General features: G+C 72.7%; 19 protein-coding genes and 4 tRNA genes. 12 read left to right on the forward strand and 11 right to left on the reverse strand.

The genetic code is table 11. The features are described 5' to 3' along the window. Positions 1 to 75 precede the first annotated feature (75 nt). From NPS70_RS22825 to NPS70_RS22845, 5 genes are all read right to left on the reverse strand, one after another. On the reverse strand, positions 76 to 849 hold the full coding sequence (locus NPS70_RS22825) for an ABC transporter permease (RefSeq protein WP_256526238.1): 774 nt from the start codon (positions 847 to 849) through the stop codon (positions 76 to 78). Beyond that, positions 846 to 1886, reverse strand: a complete 1041-nt coding sequence (locus tag NPS70_RS22830) for an ABC transporter ATP-binding protein (RefSeq protein ID WP_256526239.1) — start codon at positions 1884 to 1886, stop codon at positions 846 to 848. Before NPS70_RS22830 ends, NPS70_RS22825 begins: the two co-directional genes overlap by 4 nt. Before the next feature lie 149 nt (positions 1887 to 2035). Beyond that, a tRNA-Gly gene (locus NPS70_RS22835) sits at positions 2036 to 2108 on the reverse strand. 79 nt (positions 2109 to 2187) lie between these two features. Further along, positions 2188 to 2259 (reverse strand) — tRNA-Gly (locus NPS70_RS22840). Between the two features lie 120 nt (positions 2260 to 2379). Beyond that, the gene (locus NPS70_RS22845; protein ID WP_256526240.1) at positions 2380 to 2715 is read right to left on the reverse strand and encodes an Lsr2 family protein; all 336 of its coding nucleotides are present in this window, start codon (positions 2713 to 2715) and stop codon (positions 2380 to 2382) included. A 279-nt stretch (positions 2716 to 2994) separates the two neighbouring features. Between NPS70_RS22845 and purS the strand changes: the two genes are divergently transcribed. From purS to purM, 7 genes are all read left to right on the forward strand, one after another. Then, the gene (gene purS, locus NPS70_RS22850; RefSeq protein WP_256526241.1) at positions 2995 to 3240 is read left to right on the forward strand and encodes a phosphoribosylformylglycinamidine synthase subunit PurS; all 246 of its coding nucleotides are present in this window, start codon (positions 2995 to 2997) and stop codon (positions 3238 to 3240) included. Beyond that, positions 3237 to 3944 (forward strand): phosphoribosylformylglycinamidine synthase subunit PurQ, encoded by a 708-nt coding sequence (purQ, locus tag NPS70_RS22855; RefSeq protein ID WP_256526242.1) that lies wholly within the window; start codon positions 3237 to 3239, stop codon positions 3942 to 3944. The genes purS and purQ overlap by 4 nt, the downstream gene beginning before the upstream one ends. Continuing rightward, positions 3941 to 6190, forward strand: coding sequence for a phosphoribosylformylglycinamidine synthase subunit PurL (gene purL / locus NPS70_RS22860; protein ID WP_256526243.1), 2250 nt, complete (start codon positions 3941 to 3943; stop codon positions 6188 to 6190). Before purQ ends, purL begins: the two co-directional genes overlap by 4 nt. 256 nt (positions 6191 to 6446) lie before the next feature. After that, positions 6447 to 7238, forward strand: coding sequence for a maleylpyruvate isomerase family mycothiol-dependent enzyme (locus tag NPS70_RS22865; protein ID WP_256526244.1), 792 nt, complete (start codon positions 6447 to 6449; stop codon positions 7236 to 7238). Positions 7239 to 7313: 75 nt separating this feature from the next. Then, a complete protein-coding gene (locus tag NPS70_RS22870; RefSeq protein WP_256526245.1) occupies positions 7314 to 8120 on the forward strand; it encodes an META domain-containing protein in 807 nt (268 codons plus the stop codon). A gap of 395 nt (positions 8121 to 8515) precedes the next feature. Further along, a complete protein-coding gene (gene purF, locus NPS70_RS22875; RefSeq protein WP_256526246.1) occupies positions 8516 to 10042 on the forward strand; it encodes an amidophosphoribosyltransferase in 1527 nt (508 codons plus the stop codon). Between the two features lie 34 nt (positions 10043 to 10076). Beyond that, positions 10077 to 11144 (forward strand): phosphoribosylformylglycinamidine cyclo-ligase, encoded by a 1068-nt coding sequence (gene purM / locus NPS70_RS22880; protein ID WP_256526247.1) that lies wholly within the window; start codon positions 10077 to 10079, stop codon positions 11142 to 11144. Positions 11145 to 11311: 167 nt separating this feature from the next. On the opposite strand, the gene NPS70_RS22885 is transcribed toward purM, so the two are convergent. Together NPS70_RS22885 and NPS70_RS22890 are read right to left on the reverse strand one after the other, a co-directional pair. Then, on the reverse strand, positions 11312 to 11575 hold the full coding sequence (locus tag NPS70_RS22885) for a DUF3073 domain-containing protein (RefSeq protein WP_308315038.1): 264 nt from the start codon (positions 11573 to 11575) through the stop codon (positions 11312 to 11314). A gap of 281 nt (positions 11576 to 11856) precedes the next feature. Continuing rightward, positions 11857 to 12939, reverse strand: a complete 1083-nt coding sequence (locus NPS70_RS22890; protein ID WP_256526249.1) for a Glu/Leu/Phe/Val dehydrogenase dimerization domain-containing protein — start codon at positions 12937 to 12939, stop codon at positions 11857 to 11859. A 153-nt stretch (positions 12940 to 13092) separates the two neighbouring features. Here NPS70_RS22890 and NPS70_RS22895 point away from each other — a divergent pair, with 153 nt between their 5' ends. After that, complete coding sequence (locus tag NPS70_RS22895) at positions 13093 to 13923, forward strand: hypothetical protein (RefSeq protein WP_256526250.1); 831 nt, start codon at positions 13093 to 13095, stop codon at positions 13921 to 13923. 466 nt (positions 13924 to 14389) lie between these two features. Next, positions 14390 to 14596 (forward strand): developmental transcriptional regulator BldC, encoded by a 207-nt coding sequence (gene bldC, locus NPS70_RS22900; protein ID WP_003949541.1) that lies wholly within the window; start codon positions 14390 to 14392, stop codon positions 14594 to 14596. 377 nt (positions 14597 to 14973) lie between these two features. On the opposite strand, the gene NPS70_RS22905 is transcribed toward bldC, so the two are convergent. The 3 genes from NPS70_RS22905 to hrpA form a co-directional block, all read right to left on the reverse strand. Further along, complete coding sequence (locus NPS70_RS22905; protein ID WP_256526251.1) at positions 14974 to 15285, reverse strand: DUF6274 family protein; 312 nt, start codon at positions 15283 to 15285, stop codon at positions 14974 to 14976. A gap of 245 nt (positions 15286 to 15530) precedes the next feature. Next, positions 15531 to 15605, reverse strand: a tRNA-Asp gene (locus tag NPS70_RS22910). Between the two features lie 90 nt (positions 15606 to 15695). Next, on the reverse strand, positions 15696 to 19649 hold the full coding sequence (hrpA, locus tag NPS70_RS22915) for an ATP-dependent RNA helicase HrpA (RefSeq protein ID WP_256526252.1): 3954 nt from the start codon (positions 19647 to 19649) through the stop codon (positions 15696 to 15698). Positions 19650 to 19798: 149 nt separating this feature from the next. Between hrpA and NPS70_RS22920 the strand changes: the two genes are divergently transcribed. The 3 genes from NPS70_RS22920 (at position 19799) to NPS70_RS22930 (ending at position 22135) form a co-directional block, all read left to right on the forward strand. Continuing rightward, positions 19799 to 20320, forward strand: a complete 522-nt coding sequence (locus NPS70_RS22920; protein ID WP_256526253.1) for a hypothetical protein — start codon at positions 19799 to 19801, stop codon at positions 20318 to 20320. 233 nt (positions 20321 to 20553) lie between these two features. Next, positions 20554 to 21282, forward strand: coding sequence for a thioredoxin domain-containing protein (locus tag NPS70_RS22925; RefSeq protein ID WP_256526254.1), 729 nt, complete (start codon positions 20554 to 20556; stop codon positions 21280 to 21282). A 4-nt stretch (positions 21283 to 21286) separates the two neighbouring features. Further along, complete coding sequence (locus NPS70_RS22930; protein ID WP_256526255.1) at positions 21287 to 22135, forward strand: cytochrome c biogenesis CcdA family protein; 849 nt, start codon at positions 21287 to 21289, stop codon at positions 22133 to 22135. Positions 22136 to 22278: 143 nt separating this feature from the next. Here NPS70_RS22930 and NPS70_RS22935 read toward each other — a convergent pair. Beyond that, positions 22279 to 22352: transfer RNA gene (locus NPS70_RS22935), tRNA-Phe, on the reverse strand.

The raw sequence follows: 22352 nt of genomic DNA on the forward strand, positions 1-22352 counted from the left end.
CCCGCCAGTCCGCGGTCCCCGCGCCCTCGCCCTCCGGGCCCCGCCGCCCCCGGACGGCGAGGCGGGTGCGGACGCTCAGCGCCGGGGCTCCCAGCGGAACCACCGTCGCACAGCGAACACCCCCAGCAGCGTCCAGGCCACTGCCGCCAGCGCCGCGGTGGCGAGCTCGGCCGGCTCGGCACCGCCGGTCCATCCCGCCCTGACCAGGGTCATGGCCCCGGTCAGCGGCAGCAGCTCGCACAGCCGCGCCAGCCGGTCCGGCAGGAGGGCCAGCGGGAGGACCAGGCCCGAGCCGACCGAGGAGAGCACCAGCATCGGCAGCGTGGTGATCTGGGCGCTCTCCACGGTCCGGGTCACGGCGGACGTCGCCGCGGCCAGCACCGTCATCAGCACCACCCCGAGGAGCACGCCCGCGGCGAGCAGCCACGGCCGCTCGGGCGCGCCCGTGCCGAGGAGCGCCGCGCCCGCCGCACCCAGCGCGGCGCACTGGGCGAGTGCCAGGGCGGCGGCCGGGAGCGCCGCGCCCGCCAGGATCTCCGCGTCGGACGCCTCCCCCGTGCGCAGCCGCTTCAGCACCAGGTCCTCGCGCCGCGCGACGTAGGCGGAGACCAGGTTCATGTGGACGACGAGGACGAGGGCGAGGCCGGTGCCGCTCGTCATCAGCGCGGTGTCGGGGTCGATGCCGGTGCCGGACAGGTCGAGGCCCCCGAGGGAGTTCCTGACCGCGACCACCATCAGCGCGGGGAGGGCCAGCGCGACGAAGAGCGAGGACCGGTTGCGGACGAGCAGGGTGATCTCCGCGCGCCCCAGGGCCGTCAGCCGTCCCGCGGCCGTCGTCGTGGCCGTCATCGGGCCCTCACCGTCCCGTCGTTGCCGCTGTCGTGGGGGTGCGCGTCGCCGAGGTCCGGTGGGCCGCCGCCGGGGAGGCTCCCGCCCGCGTGCTCGGCGATGTCGAGGAACGCCTCCTCCAGCGAGGCGGAGCGGGCGTCGAGCTGCTCCAGCCCCACGTCCGCCTCCGCCGCCCACCGGAGCAGGGCTCCGAGGTCCTCCTGGAGGCGGTGGGTGCGGATCTCGACGTGCCGGCCGTCGGCGGCCGCGTGGAGCGAGAGCGGCAGCCGGGCCGGTGCGACCTCCTCGGGCAGCCTGAAGCGGATGCGCGCCGGGCGTCGGGCGGTCACCTCGGCGGGCGTGCCCGAGGTGACGACGAGGCCCTGGTGCATGATCGCCAGCCGGTCCGCCAGCGACTCGGCCTCCTCCAGGTAGTGCGTGGTCAGCAGCACCGTGGTCCCGCCGTCCCGGAGGGCGCGCACCAGCTCCCAGGTGTCGCGGCGCCCCTCGGCGTCCAGTCCGGTGGTCGGCTCGTCGAGGAAGAGCACCTCGGGCCTGCCCAGGAGCGCCAGGGCCAGGTCGAGCCTGCGGCGCTCGCCCCCGGAGAGCTGCTTCACCCTGACCCCCGCCCGGTGGCCGAGCCCCACGAGCTCCAGGGCCTCGGGCACGGGGCGGGCTCCGCTGGTGCAGCCGGCCCACATCCGGGCGGTCTCGGCGGCGGTCAGGTCCGAGGGGAAGCCGCCCTCCTGGAGCATCACCCCGATACGGGGGCGCACGGCGGCGCGCTGCCGCCAGGGGTCGTGGCCCAGGACGCGGACGGTGCCGGCGCCGGGCGGGGCGAGTCCTTCGAGCAGTTCGACGGTGGAGGTCTTGCCGGCCCCGTTGGTCCCGAGCAGGGCGAAGACCTCGCCGTGGCGCACGTTCAGGTCGATGCCGCGGACGGCCCGGTACCCGCCCGTGTAGGTGCGGTGGAGCCCGCGCGCCTCGATCGCGTGCTCCTCGTGCCCGGATGCGGAGCGAGTGGCTTCGAGTGCGTTCCGGAGTGTGGCGTCGGTCATGCCACCAGGCTTCCGCCGCCCGTGCGGCGGCGGCAGTGCCTGCTGTCATCGCCGCCCGTGACGGATGTCATGGGTCCGGGCGGGAGCCGCGCGGTGCACGCGGAGACGACGAAGGCCCCGATCGTGATGATCGGGGCCTTCGTTCCACGAGCGGACGACGAGATTCGAACTCGCGACCCTCACCTTGGCAAGGTGATGCTCTACCAACTGAGCCACGTCCGCAGTGCCTCCGCTCGGCTTTCACCGGGCGGCGCGTTCACCACTGTACCTGATCCACAACGGTGGCCGGTAAGAGGTGGAGAGCGGGTGACAGGAATTGCACACTGCGCCTTCCCCCTGGAAGGGGGATGTTCTACTACTGAACTACACCCGCACGATCCTCGGTTCGGGCCTTTCGGCCTCGCCCCTCGGCGTGCTCCAGACTCTAGCCGATCATCGGGGGGGGCGTGCAAGTCGGATCGGGTGCGACGGCGCCTCCGCCGTCCCCGCGAGGTCAACTCGCCGCGCGGAACGCCTCGTAGACGTGCTTGGGGATGCGCCCCCGGGCGGGGATGTCCATCTTCCGCGACTGCGCCCAGGCGCGGACGGCGGACGGTGCCGGTTCCACCGCGGTGTGGCGGTACGCCTCGGGTGCGGGCCTCCGCCCCGCGCCCCCGGACCGCTTCCGGCCCGCGGCCAGGTACGGTGCCAGGGCCTTGCGCAGTTTCTTTGCATTGGAGGTATTGAGGTCGATCTCGTACGACTTCCCGTCCAGGCCGAACATGACCGTTTCCGCCGCTTCTCCTCCGTCGATGTCGTCGGAGAGTGTGACGACCACTCGCTGAGCCACGGATATCGGTCCTTTCCCTGCGGTGTCACCGCTTCTGACGTGCCAGGACGCCGGATAAGCGGTCGGCGAGGAGCAATGCCGCTTTCCTCTGCATTCCTTTGTACAGCGGCGGGCGGCGCATTGTGAAGCCCCGGTAATTCGCTGCGCGTGTCCGCGGCAAACCCCCTCGGCATTCCTATCCGGGATTTCCGTGCGGTGTCCAAGGATATCTACTCGCGTAGATTTCTCGGCCGGGTACGCTGAGGGAACCGCCCTCGCAACACACCACCGGGAGTGCCCGTGGCTCGCGTCGTAGTCGACGTCATGCTCAAGCCCGAGATCCTCGACCCCCAGGGGCAGGCGGTGCAGCGTGCACTGCCCCGTCTGGGATTCGACGGCATCGCGGACGTACGTCAGGGGAAGCGCTTCGAGCTGGAGGTGGACGGGACGGTCGACGACGCCGCCCTCGCCCGCATCCACGAGATGGCCGAGACCTTCCTCGCCAACACCGTCATCGAGGACTTCGTCGTGAGGGTCGAGTCGTGACCTCGCGTATCGGAGTCGTCACCTTCCCCGGAACCCTCGACGACCAGGACGCCCTGCGCGCCGTGCGCGTGGCCGGCGCCGAGGCCGTGCCGCTCTGGCACCGCGACAGGGACCTGCACCAGGTCGACGCGGTCGTCCTGGCGGGCGGGTTCAGCTACGGGGACTACCTCCGCGCCGGAGCCATCTCCCGCTTCTCGCCGGTGATGGAGACGATCATCGAGCAGGCCAAGGGCGGCATGCCGGTGCTCGGCATCTGCAACGGCTTCCAGATCCTCACCGAGGCGCACCTGCTGCCCGGCGCGATGCTCCGCAACAACCACCTCCACTTCATCTGCCGCGACCAGCGGCTGACGGTGGAGAACGCGGCCACCGCCTGGACGGCCGACTACGAGCAGGGCCAGGAGATCTCGGTCCCGCTGAAGAACATGGACGGCCGGTACACCGCCGACGAGCGCACGCTGGACGAGCTGGAGGCCGAGGGGCGCGTCGCGTTCCGCTACACCGCCGGCGGGAACGCGGCCGACGGCTACGGCAACCCCAACGGCTCGCTGCGCGACATCGCGGGCATCACCAACGCGGCGGGCAACGTCGTGGGCCTGATGCCGCACCCCGAGCACGCCGTGGAGCCGCTGATCGGCACGGGCGGAACGGACGGGCTCGGATTCTTCACCTCGATCCTCAAGAAGTTGGTCAGCGCCTCATGACTCTCGACACGGTCAAGCACGCCTCCGGGACGCCTGACGCGGAGCAGCCCTGGCGCGAACTCGGGCTCAAGGAGGACGAGTACGCGCGCATCCGCGAGATCCTCGGCCGCCGGCCCACCGGCGCCGAGCTGGCCATGTACAGCGTCATGTGGTCCGAGCACTGCTCCTACAAGAGCAGCAAGGTCCACCTGCGCCAGTTCGGGGAGAAGGCCCCCGAGAACGACGCCCTGCTCGTCGGCATCGGCGAGAACGCGGGCGTGGTCGACGTCGGCCAGGGCTACGCGGTGACCTTCAAGGTCGAGTCGCACAACCACCCCTCGTACATCGAGCCCTACCAGGGCGCGGCGACGGGTGTCGGCGGCATCGTCCGCGACATCCTCGCCATGGGCGCCCGTCCGGTGGCCGTCGTCGACCCCCTGCGGTTCGGCGCCCCCGACCACCCGGACACCAGGCGCGTGCTGCCGGGCGTGGTCGCGGGCATCGGCGGCTACGGCAACTGCCTCGGCCTGCCGAACATCGGCGGCGAGGTCGTCTTCGACTCCTGCTACCAGGGCAACCCGCTGGTCAACGCCGGCTGCATCGGCGTGATGAAGCACGAGGACATCCACCTGGCCAAGGCCTCCGGCCCCGGCAACAAGGTCATCCTCTACGGTGCCCGCACCGGCGGCGACGGTATCGGCGGCGTCTCGGTGCTCGCCTCCGAGACCTTCGACGACTCCAAGCCCGCCAAGCGCCCCGCCGTCCAGGTCGGCGACCCGTTCCAGGAGAAGCTCCTGATCGAGTGCACCCTGGAGATCTTCCGGGAGAAGCTCGTCGCGGGCATCCAGGACCTCGGCGGCGCCGGGCTGTCCTGCGCCACCTCCGAGCTGGCCAGCGCCGGCTCCGGCGGCATGCGCGTCGAGCTCGACCGCGTCCACCTGCGCGACGCGACGCTCTCGCCCGAGGAGATCCTCATGAGCGAGTCGCAGGAGCGCATGTGCGCGATCGTCGAGCCCGACAAGGTCGAGCGCTTCCTCGCCATCTGCGAGAAGTGGGACGTCATCGCCACCGTGATCGGCGAGGTCACCGAGGGCGAGCGGCTGGAGATCTACTGGCACGGCGAGCAGATCGTCGACGTGCCGCCGCGCACGGTCGCCCACGAGGGCCCCGTCTACGAGCGTCCCTACGCCCGCCCGTCCTGGCAGGACGCCCTGCAGGCGGACGACGCGAACGCGCTGCCCCGCCCGGCGGACGCCGAGGAACTGCGTGCCCAGGTGCTCAGGCTCGTCGCCTCGCCGAACCAGGCGTCGAAGGCGTGGATCACCGACCAGTACGACCGCTTCGTGCAGGGCAACACGGTGCTCGCCCAGCCCGAGGACGCGGGCATGGTGCGCATCGACGAGGAGTCCAACCTCGGCGTGGCCATGGCGACCGACGGCAACGGCCGGTACGCCAAGCTCGACCCGTACACCGGGGCGCAGCTCGCCCTCGCCGAGGCCTACCGCAACGTCGCCGCGTCGGGAGCCAGGCCGCTCGCGGTCTCGGACTGCCTGAACTTCGGCTCCCCCGAGGACCCGGACGTGATGTGGCAGTTCGCCGAGGCCACCCGCGGGCTCGCGGACGCCTGCCAGACGCTCGGCACCCCGGTGACCGGCGGCAACGTCTCGCTCTACAACCAGACCGGCGAGACGGCGATCCACCCCACCCCGGTGGTGGCCGTGCTCGGCGTGATCGACGACGTGACACGGCGCACGCCGATCGCGTTCGCCGAGGAGGGGCAGCTGCTCTACCTGCTCGGCGACACCCGTGAGGAGTTCGGCGGCTCGGCGTGGTCCCAGGTCGTCCACGACCACCTCGGCGGTCTGCCGCCCGCGGTGGATCTCGACCGGGAGCGGCTGCTGGCGGAGATCCTCATCTCGGCCTCCCGCGACGGCATGATCGACGCCGCGCACGACCTCTCCGACGGCGGGCTGGTCCAGGCGGTCGCCGAGTCCTGCCTGCGCGGCGGGAAGGGCGCCCGGCTGGTCGTGCCGGACGGCCTGGACGCCTTCACCTTCCTGCTGAGCGAGTCGGCCGGACGCGCGGTCGTCGCCGTGCCGCGCAGCGAGGAGCTGCGCTTCACCGACATGTGCGGTGCGCGCGGGCTGCCCGCGACCCGGATCGGTGTCGTGGACGGCGACGCGGTCGAGGTCCAGGGCGCGTTCGGCATCCCGCTCGACGAGCTGCGCGCCGCGCACGAGGAGACGATCCCGGGCCTGCTGGCCTGACGCGCATCGGCGCGGCTCCGCTTCCGGAGCCCCCGAGCCCCGCCCGGCACGGCGTCCCGCGCCGCCGGGCGGGGCTCCGGCGTGCCCCGGGGCCTGCCCCCGGCGGCAGCCCGGCCCCGTGACCGGGTGCGGTCCGGGTCCTCCGGCCGCGTGCGGCCCGGCCCTGCCCGGGCCCTCCGGCGCCGCGCGCGGGCCCGGCGCGGTGCGATCCCCGGCGCGGACCCCGCGACGTGCCGCCGGGCCGTAGGGTCGGGCCATGCCCCCTGCCGCCAAGCGCACCCGCTCCTACGACCACGCGAAGGTCGTGGCCGCGGTCCTCGCCCAGTTCTCCCACGTCCGCGCGACGGCCGGGCGGCTGACGCCCGAGCAGCTCGCCCTGCCCACCCGGCTGGGGGAGTGGACGGTGCGCGAACTCTGCGCCCACATCGCGATGGTGGCCCGGCTCGCGGCCGACGGCCTGGAGCGGCCCGAGCCGCGCACCCGGGACCTCGCCCTGCTGGACTGGCCGTTCGCCACCTCCACCGCGGCGTCCGCGGTCGACGAGGACACCCGCTCCTTCGCCGGGCACGGGGAGGTGGACGAACTCTGCGCACGCACCGCCGAGCGGATCGGGGCCCTGCTCCCCGGTTCCCCCGCCGACCGGCTGGTCGCGATGCGGTTCGGCGGGATGCGGTTCGGCGACTTCCTCGTCACCCGCACCGTCGAGCTGGTGGTGCACACCGACGACCTGGCCGCCGCCACCGGGCTGGAGATCCCCTACGACCGGCAGGCGCTCGCCGCCTGCACCCGGCTGCTCGCGGACGCCCTCGCGGTGAAGGCGCCGGGCGGTTCCACGGAGGTGCGGATCCCGCCGTTCGCGGTCGTGCAGTGCATCGAGGGACCGCGCCACACCCGGGGCACTCCCCCGAACACCGTGGAGACCGATCCGCTGACCTGGGTCAGGCTCGCGACCGGGCGCGCCGCCTGGCAGGAGGAGCGGGACGCCGCCCGGGTCCGGGTCCGCGGCGAGCGGGCCGACCTGGGGCCGCTGCTGCCCCTGCTGGGCTGATCCCGGTCGCCGGTCCGCCGGGCTGATCCCGGTCGCCGGACGGAACCGCTCCGCACGCGGGGCCGTCCCAGCGGCATGCGTCCTCGGCTGATCCCTTCCGTCCTCGCGTCCGTCCTCCTCCTGCCGCTTGCCGCCTGCGGCGGGCAGACGTCCTCCGGAGCGGCCTCCTCCGCCGTTCCCGACCTCCCCCTGTCCGGAGTGCGGTGGTCCGTCGACGCCCTCACGCTGGACGGCCGGCGCATCCCCGCCCCCGCAGGCGCCCACCTGGAGGTCACCGACGAGGGCCGGGCCCGGGGCGACTACGGCTGCAACCGCTTCGGGGCGCAGGTGCGCGTCGAGGGCGACACGGTGACCGTCAGCCCGGGCGAGGCGACCGAGAAGGGGTGCGCCGAGGACGTCCAGAGCTTCGAGGACGGCTTCCGCGCCCTGCTCACCGGCGCGCTCACGGGTGAACTGGCCGACGACCGGCTGACCCTCACCGACCGGCACGGCGACCAGATCGCGCTCTCGGCCGCCCGGGAGCCCGCACTGGTGGGCACCGGGTGGACGGTCACGTCCCTGGTGGAGGGGGAGAGCGCCTCCTCCCTTCCCGAGGGCGCGCGGGGCACCGCCGTGCTGGCCTTCGCCGAGGACGGCACGGTCGAGGGGAGCCTGGGCTGCAACCGCTTCACCGCCGACGCCCGGATCACCGGCGACTCGGTGGCCCTCGGGCCGATCGCGGCCACCAGGAAGCTCTGCGACGGTCCCGCGATGGAGCTGGAGCGGGCACTGACGGCACTGCTGGAGTCGGGGGCGCTGCGGTACCGGCTGGACCAGGGTGCGCTGACCCTCACCGCCGGGGACGGTACGGGTCTGGTGGCCTCGGCGGAGCCGGAGCGCTGAGGGCCCCGCGGCCGCCCGGGCGCCGCCTTGCGTCCCGAATGTCGGAGTATGTCCCTGCGTGGAGGGGCGGGCGGGGATGTGAACTAGCGCACGCGGTCCCGGTCCGGCCCCGGGTGGCCGGCGGCACCCCCGCCCCCTCGCCCCCGAGCGGCTCCCGGCGCCGGCGGTCACACCCGCGCCGCCCGGGGCCTGCCTGGGGAGTCGGCCCCCGTTCCGCTATCCGGACGGCCCGGCGAACGTCCGGGTGATCTTGTCCGGGGGTGGGTGAGAGGCGTGCGGGAACCTCGGAATCAGGGGTTCCGGGACGTGCCGGGGCGCCCTCCGCGGCCCTTGGGAGCGGGTGCGCGGCCATCCCCAATTCGGACCAGTGGTCGATCTCGCCTACACTCGGTGGCGTGCCACGTGGTGACGGACGACTCAACCACGACCTGCTCCCCGGAGAGAAGGGCCCCCAGGACGCCTGCGGCGTCTTCGGTGTCTGGGCTCCGGGCGAAGAGGTCGCCAAGCTCACTTACTTCGGGCTCTACGCCCTCCAGCATCGAGGCCAGGAATCCGCGGGAATCGCGGTCAGCAACGGCTCTCAGATCCTCGTCTTCAAGGACATGGGCCTTGTGTCCCAGGTCTTCGACGAGACCTCCCTCGGCTCCCTGAGCGGTCATATCGCGGTCGGACACGCCCGCTACTCGACCACCGGAGCCTCCGTGTGGGAGAACGCCCAGCCGACCTTCCGGGCCACCGCCCACGGGTCGATCGCGCTGGGTCACAACGGCAACCTGGTCAACACCGCGCAGCTGGCCGGGATGGTCGCCGACCTCCCCAAGGAGAACGGCCGCGCCACCCAGGTCGCCGCTACCAACGACACGGACCTGGTCACCGCCCTGCTGGCGGGCCAGGTCGACGAGGACGGCAAGCCGCTCACCGTGGAGGAGGCGGCCGCCCAGGTCCTCCCCGCGGTGAAGGGCGCCTTCTCGCTCGTCTTCATGGACGAGGGCACCCTGTACGCGGCCCGCGACCCGCAGGGCATCCGCCCGCTGGTCCTCGGCCGCCTGGAGCGCGGCTGGGTCGTCGCCTCCGAGTCGGCCGCCCTCGACATCTGCGGCGCCAGCTTCGTCCGCGAGGTCGAGCCCGGTGAGATGATCGCCATCGACGAGAACGGCATCCGGACCTCTCGCTTCGCAGATGCGAAGCCCAAGGGCTGTGTCTTCGAGTACGTGTACCTGGCCCGTCCCGACACGGACATCGCCGGCCGGAACGTGTACCTCTCGCGGGTGGAAATGGGCCGGAAACTTGCGGCGGAAGCCCCCGTCGAGGCCGACCTCGTCATAGCGACGCCGGAGTCCGGCACGCCCGCGGCGATCGGCTACGCCGAGGCCAGCGGTATCCCGTACGGCTCCGGACTGGTGAAGAACGCCTACGTCGGGCGCACCTTCATCCAGCCCTCCCAGACCATCCGGCAGCTCGGCATCCGGCTGAAGCTGAACCCCCTGAAGGAAGTCATCAAGGGCAAGCGCCTGGTCGTGGTGGACGACTCGATCGTCCGCGGCAACACCCAGCGCGCCCTGGTCAAGATGCTGCGCGAGGCCGGCGCCGCCGAGGTCCACATCCGGATCTCGTCCCCGCCGGTGAAGTGGCCCTGCTTCTTCGGCATCGACTTCGCCACCCGCGCGGAGCTGATCGCCAACGGCATGACGATCGACGAGATCGGCACCTCGCTCGGCGCCGACTCCCTCGCGTACATCTCCATCGACGGCATGATCGCCGCGACCACGATCGACAAGCCCCAGCTGTGCCGCGCGTGCTTCGACGGCGAGTACCCGATGGAGCTGCCCGACCCGGAGCTGCTCGGCAAGCAGCTGCTGGAGACGGAGCTGGCCGCCGGGCCCGCGGCCACCGCGGCCGCCGACGCGCTCCGCCGTCCGTAACACCCCGCAGTAACGACACGAAAGCTCTGAAGCCATGTCTCAGACCACCGGTGCCAGCTACTCCGAGGCAGGTGTCGACATCGAAGCGGGCGACCGCGCCGTCGAGCTGATGAAGGAGTGGGTGAAGAAGACGCAGCGCCCCGAGGTCCTCGGCGGCCTCGGCGGCTTCGCCGGCCTCTTCGACGCGTCCGCCCTCAAGCGCTACGAGCGCCCGCTGCTGGCCTCGGCCACCGACGGGGTCGGCACGAAGGTCGACATCGCCCGCCAGATGGGCGTCTACGACACGATCGGCCACGACCTGGTCGCCATGGTCATGGACGACATCGTCGTCTGCGGTGCCGAGCCGCTGTTCATGACGGACTACATCTGCGTCGGCAAGGTCCACCCCGAGCGGGTCGCCGCCATCGTCAAGGGCATCGCGGAGGGCTGTGTGCTCGCCGGGACCGCCCTCGTCGGCGGCGAGACCGCGGAGCACCCTGGGCTGCTCGGCCCCGACGACTTCGACGTGGCCGGCGCCGGGACCGGCGTGGTGGAGGCGGACCGGCTGCTCGGGCCGGACCGCATCCGCACGGGTGACGTGGTCATCGCGATGGCCTCCTCCGGCCTTCACTCGAACGGGTACTCGCTCGTCCGCCACGTGCTGTTCGACCGGGCCGGGATGTCCCTGGACCAGCAGGTCGAGGAGCTCGGGCGCACGCTGGGCGAGGAGCTGCTGGAGCCCACCCGGATCTACTCGCTGGACTGCCTGGCGACGACGCGGACGACCGAGGTGCACGCCTTCAGCCACATCACCGGGGGCGGTCTCGCCGCCAACCTCGCGCGGGTGGTCCCCGACGGGCTGCACGCGGTGGTCGACCGTTCCACGTGGACCCCGGGTCCCGTCTTCGACCTCGTCGGCACGGCCGGCCGGGTCGAGCGGCTGGAGCTCGAGAAGACGCTCAACATGGGCGTCGGCATGATGGCCGTGGTCCCGGAGTCCTCCGTCGAGGTGGCCCTGGCCACGCTGGCCGACCGGGGCGTGGACGCCTGGGTCGCCGGTGAGATCGTCGACCGCGGCGACCGCACCACCGGTGCGGAGCTGACCGGGTCGTACGCCGTCTAGCCCGCGACGACGGCCGGTGACCTGCGCGTGAGCGCGACCTCGGGCACGACGGAGAGGCGGCTGCCCTCAGGGGGCGGCCGCCCGGCCGGACGACACGGTCGCCGAACAGTACGGAAGCGCACAGAACCCGGTCCGGGCACAGGCCGGACCGGGTCGGTGGATGGGCGTCAAGCGCCGCGGCGTTGCGACGCGGGACCGGACTCCTCGTCCTCGTCCCCGTCGTCGTTGTACATGTCGGCGTACCGCGCGTACGGGTCGTCTTCCTCGTCGTCGTCCTCGAACGGCTCGCCGTTCGGCGGCTGGTTCGAGATATGACCCGAAGTCGATGCGCCCAGCTCGTTGGCCAGACGTGCGAGGTCCGTCCCGCCGCTGTTGTACTTCAGCTGGCGGGCGACCTTCGTCTGCTTGGCCTTGGCCCGGCCGCGCCCCATGGCTCGACCCCCTCGGTGACGGGGCTCGACGGCCCCAGAGTCTTGACACGCGTTCATGATGCGGAACGGGCTCTCCTCGGAGAGCTCGGCCCGTAGGGCTTCAACGGTACCTGCTTCCGCGGCCATACGGTACGCCGCCCGCATGAGGTGCCACTTCACACGACCCCCGAGGCGCCCCGTCCTCGCTGGTCAACTGCGATTTTAACCTCTTCCGGGCACACGACCCGCCGTCCGGGGTGAGTCTTCTCTCCCCCCGGACGGGCGGGCCGTGCGCCCAGGGCTCAGCCCTGCCGTGCCTCGGCCATGCGCTGCTCGGCGATCCGGTCGGCCGCGGCGGCCGGCGGGATACCGTCTTCCTTCGCACGTGCGAATATTGCCAGCGTGGTGTCGAAGATCCCGGCGGCCTGGATCTTGCACCGGTCGAAGTCGAACCCGTTCAGTTCGTCCGCCACCTGGATGACGCCGCCGGCGTTCACCACGTAGTCCGGGGCGTAGAGGATGCCCCGGTCGGCCAGGTCCTTCTCGACGCCCTGGTGGGCCAGCTGGTTGTTGGCCGCGCCGCAGACGACCCGGGCCGTCAGCACCGGCACGGTGTCGTCGTTCAGCGCGCCGCCCAGCGCACACGGTGCGTAGATGTCCAGGCCCTCGGTGCGGATCAGCGTCTCGGTGTCCGCCACCGCGGTGACCTCGGGGTGGGCCTCGACGATCCGCCGGACCGACTCCTCGCGCACATCGGTGATCACGACCTCGGCACGCTCCTCCAGCAGGTGCTGCACCAGGTAGTGGCCGACCTTGCCCACGCCGACGACGCCGACCTTGCGGCCGCGCAGCGAGGGGTCCCCCCACAGGTGCTGGGCCGAGGCCCGCATGCCCTGGTACACGCCGAAGGCGGTGAGCACGGAGGAGTCGCCCGCGCCGCCGTTCTCGGGGGAGCGGCCGGTCACCCAGCGGCTCCCGCGGGCGACCACGTCCATGTCCGCGACGAAGGTGCCGACGTCGCAGGCGGTGACGTAGCGGCCGCCGAGGGAGTCCACGAAGCGGCCGTAGGCGAGCAGCAGGTCCTCGGACTTGATCTGCTCGGGGTCACCGATGATCACGGCCTTGCCGCCGCCGTGGCGGAGGCCGGCCATGGCGTTCTTGTAGGACATCCCGCGCGCGAGGTTGAGCGCGTCGGCGACGGCGTCCTCCTCGGAGGCGTACGGGTAGAAGCGCGTGCCGCCGAGGGCGGGGCCCAGGGCGGTGGAGTGGATGGCGATGACGGCCCTGAGGCCCGTGGCGCGGTCCTGGCAGAGCACGACCTGCTCGTGCCCTCCCTGCTCGGATCGGAACAGGGTGTGCAGGACGCCGTCGGTCACATCGGTCACGGTGGTGACTCCCAAGTACGAAGCGGCGGGGGGAGGACCTTCCGGGGGTGGGGGAAGGTCCGTGTGGGCAGAGAGTATGTCCTACGCGCGCGTAGGTGGGCACGGTGCGCCGGAACACCCTCCGGGAGGGTGCCGACGTGGAAGGATTCCGCTATGCCAGCGCAGTCCTCGGTCCTCGTTCCGTACGCGGTCTACTTGCGGGTCTACGAGCCGCTCGCGGCCTTCCCGGAGCCGGAGCGGTCCTACTGGGCGCGCTACGCGCGGCGCGGCGACGGCCCCACGGCGCAGGACGAACTCCGCCGCTCGCTGGCGGACTTGCTGCCCACCCCGCCGGTCGCCGTCCCCGTCCACGAGAGCCCCGACGCCTTCGTCGCCGAGGTCGACGGAGTGGTCTGCGTCTGCCCCTGGCGGACCCGGCTGCGCGGCTGGCTGGCGCTGGCGGAGCTCCCGGGCGTGCTTCCCGCGGCGCTGCTGGACGCGGTGCTGCCCCGGGTGGTGCGCGAGCAGGCCGCGGCCGATTTCGAGAAGTGGCGGGCGGGCAACCCGGACGCGCGGCCGTGGATGAGGACCGCGCTGTGGGCGGTGCCGGTCGGCTGGTTCGTGCTCTTCTCCGACGGGGAGCGCGTGCACTGCCCCGAGGAGCCCGCGCTGCGCTACCGGACGCCGATGGTCCAGGCCCGGCGGCGGCTGGCCCGGGCGCTGCGCACGGTCCGCGAGGCGATCGGCGAGGGGCCGCTGACCGAGATGCTGGTGGACGTGGGGCGCTGGCTGGAGGAGTTCCATCCGCGCTCGCTGGTGGAGCTGGACTACGGCGGGCTGGTGCACGCGCTGGGAGCGGCGGAGCTCGCGGAGGACCACTCGGCGCGCGATGCGGCGGAGGGGCTGGCGGCTCTGGGCGCCGGCGACCGGGAGGGCGCGGGCGAGGCGTACCGGAGGCTGACCGAGCGCTGGCGCGCCGTGAGGCACCGTCAGTTCGCGAACTGATCCGGCTGGTGGCCGGGGCTCGGGACCTGGGTCCCGAGTCGGGCGTTTGCCTCAAGCGTGATGGACGGCACTAACCGCTCCCTTGCGCCCATCACCTCCCCTCGTGTCAAAATAGGACAAGGAGTCCGGGGAGGGTTCCTTCCGCCCGGTTACGGGCGGATTGCTCTGCATTGCACGCTATGGGGGGTCTGACGACTCCTGATCGCTCTGTGACTGATCGTTACTGTGACGTGACTGTCCGTTATGGCATGGTCCATCGGGCTTCGGCCGCTGATGGACACCTGAGAGGGCAATTCCATCGGTTTGGCCGACGTGGCTGGACAGATGGTGTAGTTGTAGTGCCGAGGACAAGCCGTTCGTCCTATAACCGACTCGGCCTGCGTCCGCCATTTCGGGCAACGCGGGTCAAGGTGCAGAATTTAGAGGAATGAACCGAGAAGGTTCGGTTCTCCCGAGGAGGCCGCTCATGACCGCTCGCACCCCTGATGCCGAGCCGCTGCTGACCCCGGCTGAGGTTGCCACGATGTTCCGCGTGGACCCGAAGACGGTCACCCGCTGGGCGAAGGCGGGCAAGCTCACGTCCATCCGCACGCTCGGTGGACATCGCCGATACCGCGAGGCCGAGGTCCGCGCACTGCTGGCGGGCATTCCGCAGCAGCGCAGCGAGGCCTGAACACCCCGTTTCACCGGGCGTTCCAGGGGCCCCCACCCCTGAGCGACCCACACCTTGATACATCCGGCGCCCGCCTGCCCCAACAGGTGTGCGCCGTTGATCGCGCCGGACTCCGCCGAGTCCGGCGCGATCTTCATGTGTCCGCGGGCGGCGCCGGAGGCGCGCGCCCGGGCCGCGGGCCCCTTCCCGGGTGACATCGCTGTCGTGCCGACGGGCGTGTCGGAGGTCAGTGCAATGGCACACATTAAATGGTGGCGTTGTAGGGAGGGGTTAAATATGAGGGTTCCTGAAACCCCTTCCGTGACTCCCGTCACAGTGCCTGCCTCTTGTCAAACTCCAGCCTGCCACTGAAAGAGCGGCCGCGCGGCGGGCGTTGGTCACTCGCCCGAGGGACCTTCGGTCCCGCCGTCCGGGACCTGGCGGCCCTCCCCTGCGGGGCGCGCGACGCGCTCCCGGGGCGGCGCCTGCTCCGCCGGCCCCCCGGAAGGCCCCGGGAGGCCCCCTGCGGGGCCCTCCGGCTCCCCGGGGGCCACCGCCCCCGGCTCGCGGTCGGCGCGCTCCAGGGCGAGCCGCAGCAGGTGGTGGCAGACGGGGCAGGTCTTCGTGAGGTGGCGGTACCCCGAGGAGGCCGCCAGGTGGGCGCGCAGCAGCGCCCGTGTCTCGTAACGCCGCGCGGTGGACGCCGCCATGCACGTCACCTCCGGGAGTGTGCCGCCCAAGGGCCCTGGCAACGGAGTACCGGCGGCACGGCGGACCGTCAACCCTTCCCGCAGGGACGGGTGCAGGCGAGTGCCGCCCCGGCGCGACGGGAGCGGCACAGGGGGTGGGGGAGGCGGCCGGGGAGGGTGGTGCGAGGTGCGGGCGGGAGTTCGCCGCACCCCCGGCCGGGCACGCCGAAGGCCCGCACCGGTAGGGTACGGGCCTTCAGATGATGCGGTCCTGACGGGATTTGAACCCGCGGCCTCCACCTTGACAGGGTGGCGAGCACTCCAAACTGCTCCACAGGACCAGGTTTCGCAGCCGCTGTTCCCCTGGCTGCGAGAGAGACTGTACAGCAGGTCTGCTGGTCAGGTCGAACTCACGGTGAGCGACGCCCCGGTCACGGGACGAGGGCGTCGATGGCCTTCACGATGCGCTTGTCCGAGACGGGGTACGCGGTCCCCAGGGCATGCGCGAAGTAGCTCACCCGCAGCTCCTCGATCATCCAGCGGACGTCCCGCGCGGCGCGGGGGACCGGCCGCCCCTCGGGGAACTGCTCCAGCAGCCAGGCGAACTCGTCCTGCATCTCGTGGACCTTCTCCATGCGCGTGGTGTCGCGCTGGACGGAGGTGGGCATCTGCTGGAGCCTGCGGTCCGCGGCGACCAGGTAGCGCATCAGGTCGGGCAGCCGCGCGAGCCCCGTCCGGGTCACGAAGCCGTCGGGCATCAGCGCGGCCAACTGCCGCTGCACGTCCCGGACGTTCGGAAGCAGCGTCGGGCTGGTGGTGGCCTTCAGCCGCCGCTCGCACGCCTGCCAGGCGGCGAGGACCTGCTGGACCTGGTCGACGGTGCGCACCGTCAGGTCGACGAGATCGGCGCGGACCTTGTCGAAGAGGGCCCGATAGGCCGCCTCGTCCCACACCGGCCCGCCGTGGTCGGCGATCAGCCGGTCGGCCGCCGCCGTGGCGCAGTCCTCGAAGAGCGCCTGCACGGAGCCGTGGGGGTTGCGCGAGAGCGCCAGCTTCTGCTGGTTCGTGAGCCGGTCCGAGGCGAACTTCGCCGGGCTGACGGGGATGTTGAGCATGATCAGCCGACGGGTGCCCCGCCACATGGCCTCGGCCTGCTCCGCCTCGCTGTCGAAGAGCCGCACGGCCACGGACTCCCCCTCGTCGACCAGCGCCGGGTACGCCTTGACCGGCTGGCCCGCCCGGCGGGTCTCGAAGACCCTCTCCAGCGTGCCGACCGTCCAGTCCCTGAGCCCGGTGCGCTCCAGGGAGCGCCCGTCGGGCCGGGCGGAGGCCGCGGCCTCGGACAGCGCCTTGCGGGCCTTGGGCCGCAGCGCGCGGCGCAGCGCCTCCAGGTCCTTGTCCTCGGCCAGCTTCCGCCGCCGCTCGTCCACGATCCGGAAGGTGACCTTGAGGTGGTCCGGGACCCGGGAGAGGTCGAAGTCGTCCGCCGAGACGGGCACCCCGACCGCCCGCTGGAGCTCCCGTGCCAGCACCGCGACCAGGGGCTCCTGCGAGGGGGCGGCCCGTTCGAGGAAGGCCGCGGCGTGGTTGGGGGCGGGGACGTAGTGCCGGCGCACCGGTTTGGGCAGGGAGCGGATCAACTCGGTGACGACCTCGGCCCGCAGGCCCGGGATCTGCCAGTCGAAGCCCTCCCCGGTCACCTGGTTGAGCACCTGGAGCGGGATGTGCACGGTCACGCCGTCGGCGTCTGCGCCGGGCTCGAACTGGTACGTCACCCGGAACGACAGCCGCCCCTGGCGCCAGGTGTCCGGGTAGTCGTCCTTGGTGACCGACCCCGCCTTCTCGTTGATGAGCATCTCGCGCTCGAAGTCGAGCAGCTCGGGCTGCTCGCGGTGCTTGTGCTTCCACCAGGAGTCGAAGTGGGCACCGGAGACGACGTGCTCGGGCACCCGCTGGTCGTAGAAGTCGAACAGCGTCTCGTCGTCCACCAGGATGTCGCGGCGGCGGGCCCGGTGCTCCAGGTCCTCGACCTCGGTCAGCAGCCGGCGGTTGTCGGCGAAGAACTTGTGGTGGGTGCGCCAGTCGCCCTCGACGAGCGCGTTGCGGATGAACAGGTCGCGCGAGGTCTCGGGGTCGATGCGCCCGTAGTTGACCTTGCGCTGCGCGACGATCGGCACGCCGTAGAGCGTGACCTTCTCGTACGCCATGACCGCCGCCGCGTCCTTCTCCCAGTGCGGCTCGCTGTACGTCCGCTTCACCAGGTGCTGCGCCAGGGGCTCGATCCACTCGGGCTCGACCCGGGCGTTCACCCGCGCCCACAGCCGGGAGGTCTCCACGAGCTCCGCGGACATCACGAACCGGGGCGGCTTCCGGAACAGCGCCGAGCCGGGGAAGATCGCGAACTTGGCGCCGCGGGCGCCCAGGTACTCGTTCCGGCCCCCGCCGCCCCGGCCGGCCGGCTCCTTGCCGGTCTCCTTCACGTCCTTCAGGCCGATGTGGGAGAGGAGCCCGGCCAGCAGCGAGACGTGCACCGCCTGCTCGGGGGCGTCCTGCTCGTCGAGGTGGATCCCCATCTGCTTGGCCACCGTGCGCAGCTGGGCGTAGATGTCCTGCCACTCCCGGATCCGCAGGAAGTTGAGGTACTCCTGCTTGCACATCCGGCGGAAGCTGGAGGACCCCCGCTCCTTCTGCTGCTCGCGCACGTAGCGCCAGAGGTTCAGGTACGCGAGGAAGTCGCTGGTCTCGTCCTTGAAGCGGGCGTGCTGCTGGTCCGCCTGGACCTGCTTCTCGGCGGGGCGCTCGCGCGGGTCCTGGATGGACAGCGCGGCCGCGATGACCATCACCTCGCGGACGCAGCCGTTCCTGTCGGCCTCCAGCACCATGCGGGCCAGCCGGGGGTCGAGCGGCAGCTGGGCCAGCCGGCGCCCCAGCGGGGTGAGGCGCTTGCGCGGGTCCTTCTCCGCCGGGTCGAGCGCACCGAGCTCCTGCAGCAGCTGCACGCCGTCGCGGATGTTGCGGTGGTCCGGCGGGTCGATGAAGGGGAACTTCTCGATGTCGCCCAGCCCGGCGGCGGTCATCTGCAGGATCACGGAGGCCAGGTTGGTGCGCAGGATCTCGGCGTCGGTGAACTCGGGCCGGGCGAGGAAGTCGTCCTCGGAGTACAGCCGGATGCAGATGCCGTCCGAGGTGCGGCCGCAGCGGCCCTTGCGCTGGTTGGCGCTTGCCTGGCTGACGGGCTCGATCGGGAGCCGCTGGACCTTGGTGCGGTGGCTGTAGCGGGAGATGCGGGCGGTGCCCGGGTCGATCACGTACTTGATGCCGGGGACGGTCAGGGAGGTCTCGGCGACGTTGGTCGCGAGCACGATCCGGCGGCCGGTGTGCGGCTGGAAGACCCGGTGCTGCTCCGCGTGGGAGAGGCGGGCGTAGAGCGGCAGCACCTCGGTGAAGCGGTGGTTCTTCTTGCTGAGCGCGTCCGCCGTGTCCCGGATCTCCCGCTCACCGGAGAGGAAGACCAGGATGTCGCCCTTGCCCTCGCCCATCAGCTCGTCGACCGCGTCCGTGATCGCGGTGATCTGGTCGCGGTCGGCGTCCTGGGAGTCCTCCTCCAGCAGGGGCCGGTAGCGCACCTCCACGGGGTACGTGCGGCCGCTCACCTCCACGATCGGTGCGTCGCCGAAGTGGCGGGAGAACCGCTCCGGGTCGATGGTCGCCGAGGTGATCACGACCTTGAGGTCGGGACGGCGGGGGAGGAGCTGGGCGAGGTAGCCGAGCAGGAAGTCGATGTTGAGCGAGCGCTCGTGGGCCTCGTCGATGATGATCGTGTCGTAGGCGCGCAGCTCGCGGTCGGTCTGGATCTCCGCGAGGAGGATGCCGTCCGTCATCAGCTTGACGAGCGTGTCGCCGCTCGCCTGGTCGGTGAAGCGGACCTTCCATCCGACCGCCTCGCCGAGCGGGGTGTCCAGCTCCTCCGCCACGCGCTCGGCCACCGTCCGGGCGGCGATGCGGCGGGGCTGGGTGTGACCGATCATGCCCCGTACGCCGCGGCCGAGTTCCAGGCAGATCTTGGGGATCTGGGTCGTCTTGCCGGAGCCGGTCTCGCCCGCGACGATCACCACCTGGTGGTCCCGTATCGCCGTGAGGATCTCGTCCTTCCGCTGGCTGACCGGGAGCTGCTCGGGGTAGGTGATCTCCGGCATGCGCTCGGCGCGCCGCGCCGTCCGTGCCGCGGATTTCTCCGCCTCGGCGGCGATCTCGGCCAGCACGGCCTGCCGCGCCTCGGGCTTGCGGATGCGGCGGGCGCCCTCGAGACGACGGCCGAGCCGGTGGGCGTCGCGCAGGGACGCCCCGGCCAGCAGGGTCTGGAGGTCGGCGAAGGAAGTAGACATACGGAGTCCAGGATCGCACCCCCGCCGAAGCGGTGGCGAACCCATTTCGCCGCGGTGGCCGACCCGTACCGCCGGCGGTGTCACAGGGGTGGTGCAGTATGGAGCCCATCGTTCACGCTCCGCGCACCGGGTGGAAAGGGCTCCCGCACATGCTGATCGGCACCGGCTCCGGGCACCGCAGGGTGCCGGTCGCCGTCGGTCTGCTGCTGGGGCTGCTCCTCGGCCTGCTGGGCTGCGCGGCGGCGGGCGCCGTGGGGCCGTCCGGGGGAGCGGCTGGCACGCGCGGTGCGACCGGCGGGTCGCAGGGCGTGGTTCAGGCCTCCGCGAGCGCCTGGTGGTCCGGACACGGGCAGCCGGGCGCGGAAGCCGGGGGGACCTCGTACGCCTCCCTCCGGACGCCCGCCGCGACCGCACCGCCCCCCGCCGCGCGGGACCCCCGGGCGGACGGCCCGGTGCCCGGCTGCCGCGGCGGCGCCTCCGACGACGGGGCGCGGCCCTCGGTGCCGCCCCGCGGCGGTGCGTGCGAACTGCTCGCGGCCCTCCACCACGCCCCCGCCCCGCCGGGCGGCACGGCCCTGCGGGACGCGCTCTCCCCGCTGCCCTCGCCGCTGCGTGCCCCGCCCCCGACCGAGGCCCCGTCCCCGGTCGGGCTCTCCGTGCTGCGGGTCTAGGACCTGGCTGACCCGTCCCCCCGGTACCAGGACGGTCCTGCGCCGTGCGAGCGCCCGGACCGCCTGCCGCCTGCTCCGCCCCCGGGCGGCGGGCAGCCCTGGGCCGCACTCCGCGACGGTCCGGCCCGGCCGCGGTGCACACCCCGCGCCGCGCGAAGCCGCCGCCGTACCCCACCGCCGGGGAGGACCCGTCCCGCCCGGCCCCCGCACCCACCCCGCACAGGAGTTCCACCATGCCGTCCGACCGTCCCTCCGCCCCCTCCCGCGCACCGCTCGCCATCGGCGCGGGCGTGCTGGCCGCCGCCGTGCTGCTCGGCTGGGCCTCGTACACGGCGACCAAGCCGGAGGGCTCCGGCGCCGGCACCTCCGCCGCGTCCGCCGCCGAGTCCCGGCCCCGCTCCGCCCTGGAGTCGGTCGCCCGCCGCGACGCGGACGACCCGCTCGCCGTGGGCCGCCACGACGCCCCGGTGGTCCTGGTCGAGTACGCCGACTTCCAGTGCGGCTACTGCGGGGTCTTCGCCCGCGACACCGAGCCGGAGCTGGTCCGCCGCTACGTCGAGGACGGGACGCTGCGCATCGAGTTCCGGAACTTCCCCATCTTCGGGGAGGAGTCCGAGGCCGCCGCCCGCGCGGCCTGGGCGGCCGGCCGGCAGGGCCGCTTCTGGGAGTTCCACGCGGCCGCCTACGCCGAGGACGCCGCCGGGGAGGGCTTCACCGCGGACCGGCTGCGCGCGCTCGCCGAGGAGGCGGGAGTGGCCGACCTCGACCGCTTCGCCCGCGACATGCACGGCGACAGGGCCCGGGGGGCCGTCGCCCGCGACCGGGCGGAGGGCTACAAGCTCGGTGTGGCCTCCACCCCCTCCTTCCTCGTCAACGGCTACCCCGTCTCCGGCGCGCAGCCCCTGGCGGTCTTCGCCGACGAGGTGGAGGAGGCCGCCCGGGCCGCGAAGGACAGGGGCTGAGGCGGTGTCCGACATCGGCTACCTGGCCGCCTTCCTCGGCGGTCTGCTCGCGCTGCTCAGTCCGTGCAGCGCGCTGCTCCTGCCTGCCTTCTTCGCCTACTCCGTCGACTCCACGGGTCGGCTGGTGGCCCGGACGGGCGTCTTCTACGCCGGTCTCGCCACCACCCTGGTCCCCCTCGGCGCGGCAGGCTCCTTCGCCGGACGCCTGTTCTACGGCCACCGCGAGCTGCTCGTGGCCCTCGGGGGCTGGCTGATCATCGCCCTGGGGGCGGCCCAGATCCTCGGCGCGGGCTTCGCCTCCCGGCGCCTCGCCGAGGTCTCCGGCCGGATCCGTCCCACGACCGCGCTGTCGGTCTACGCCCTCGGACTGGTCTACGGGCTGGCCGGGTTCTGCGCCGGGCCGATCCTCGGCAGTGTGCTCACGGTGGCCGCGATCGGCGGCAGCCCCGTGTACGGCGGTCTCCTGCTGGCGGTGTACGCGCTCGGGATGGCCGTGCCGCTGTTCCTGCTGGCCCTGCTCTGGGACCGGTTCGACCTGGGGCGGCGACGCTGGCTGCGGGGCCGGGAGCTGCGCGCGGGGCGTCTGCGGCTGCACACCACCTCGCTGCTGTCGGGGCTCTTCTTCATGCTGCTGGGCACGATGTTCCTGGCCTTCGACGGAGCCACGGCGCTGCCGGGGGTGCTGTCGGCGGACGACTCCCTCGCCGTGGAGCGGTGGGCGTCCCGGGTCGGCGGCGCGGTGCCCGACTGGACGCTGGTGGTGCTGCTCGTGGCCGCGGTGGCGGTGCCGCTCGCGGTGCGCGGCCGCCGCGGGCGGCGGTCACGCGGGGGTGCACCGACCGGGGAGGTCTGACCGGAGCCCGCGGCCCCTCCCGCCCCGGCTTCCCGCCGGGGCGGGACGGGACCGGGTGACGGGGAGGGCGGGCGCGACGCCGCCGGGCGGGAGCGCGTGCGGCGACAGAGAAGGCCCCGATCCGAGGATCGGGGCCTTGGCTGTGGCTGGGGCCGGGGTCGAACCGGCGACCTATCGCTTTTCAGGCGATCGCTCGTACCAACTGAGCTACCCAGCC

This window comes from Streptomyces sp. C10-9-1 (assembly GCF_024497955.1).
Classification (GTDB): domain Bacteria; phylum Actinomycetota; class Actinomycetes; order Streptomycetales; family Streptomycetaceae; genus Streptomyces; species Streptomyces sanyensis.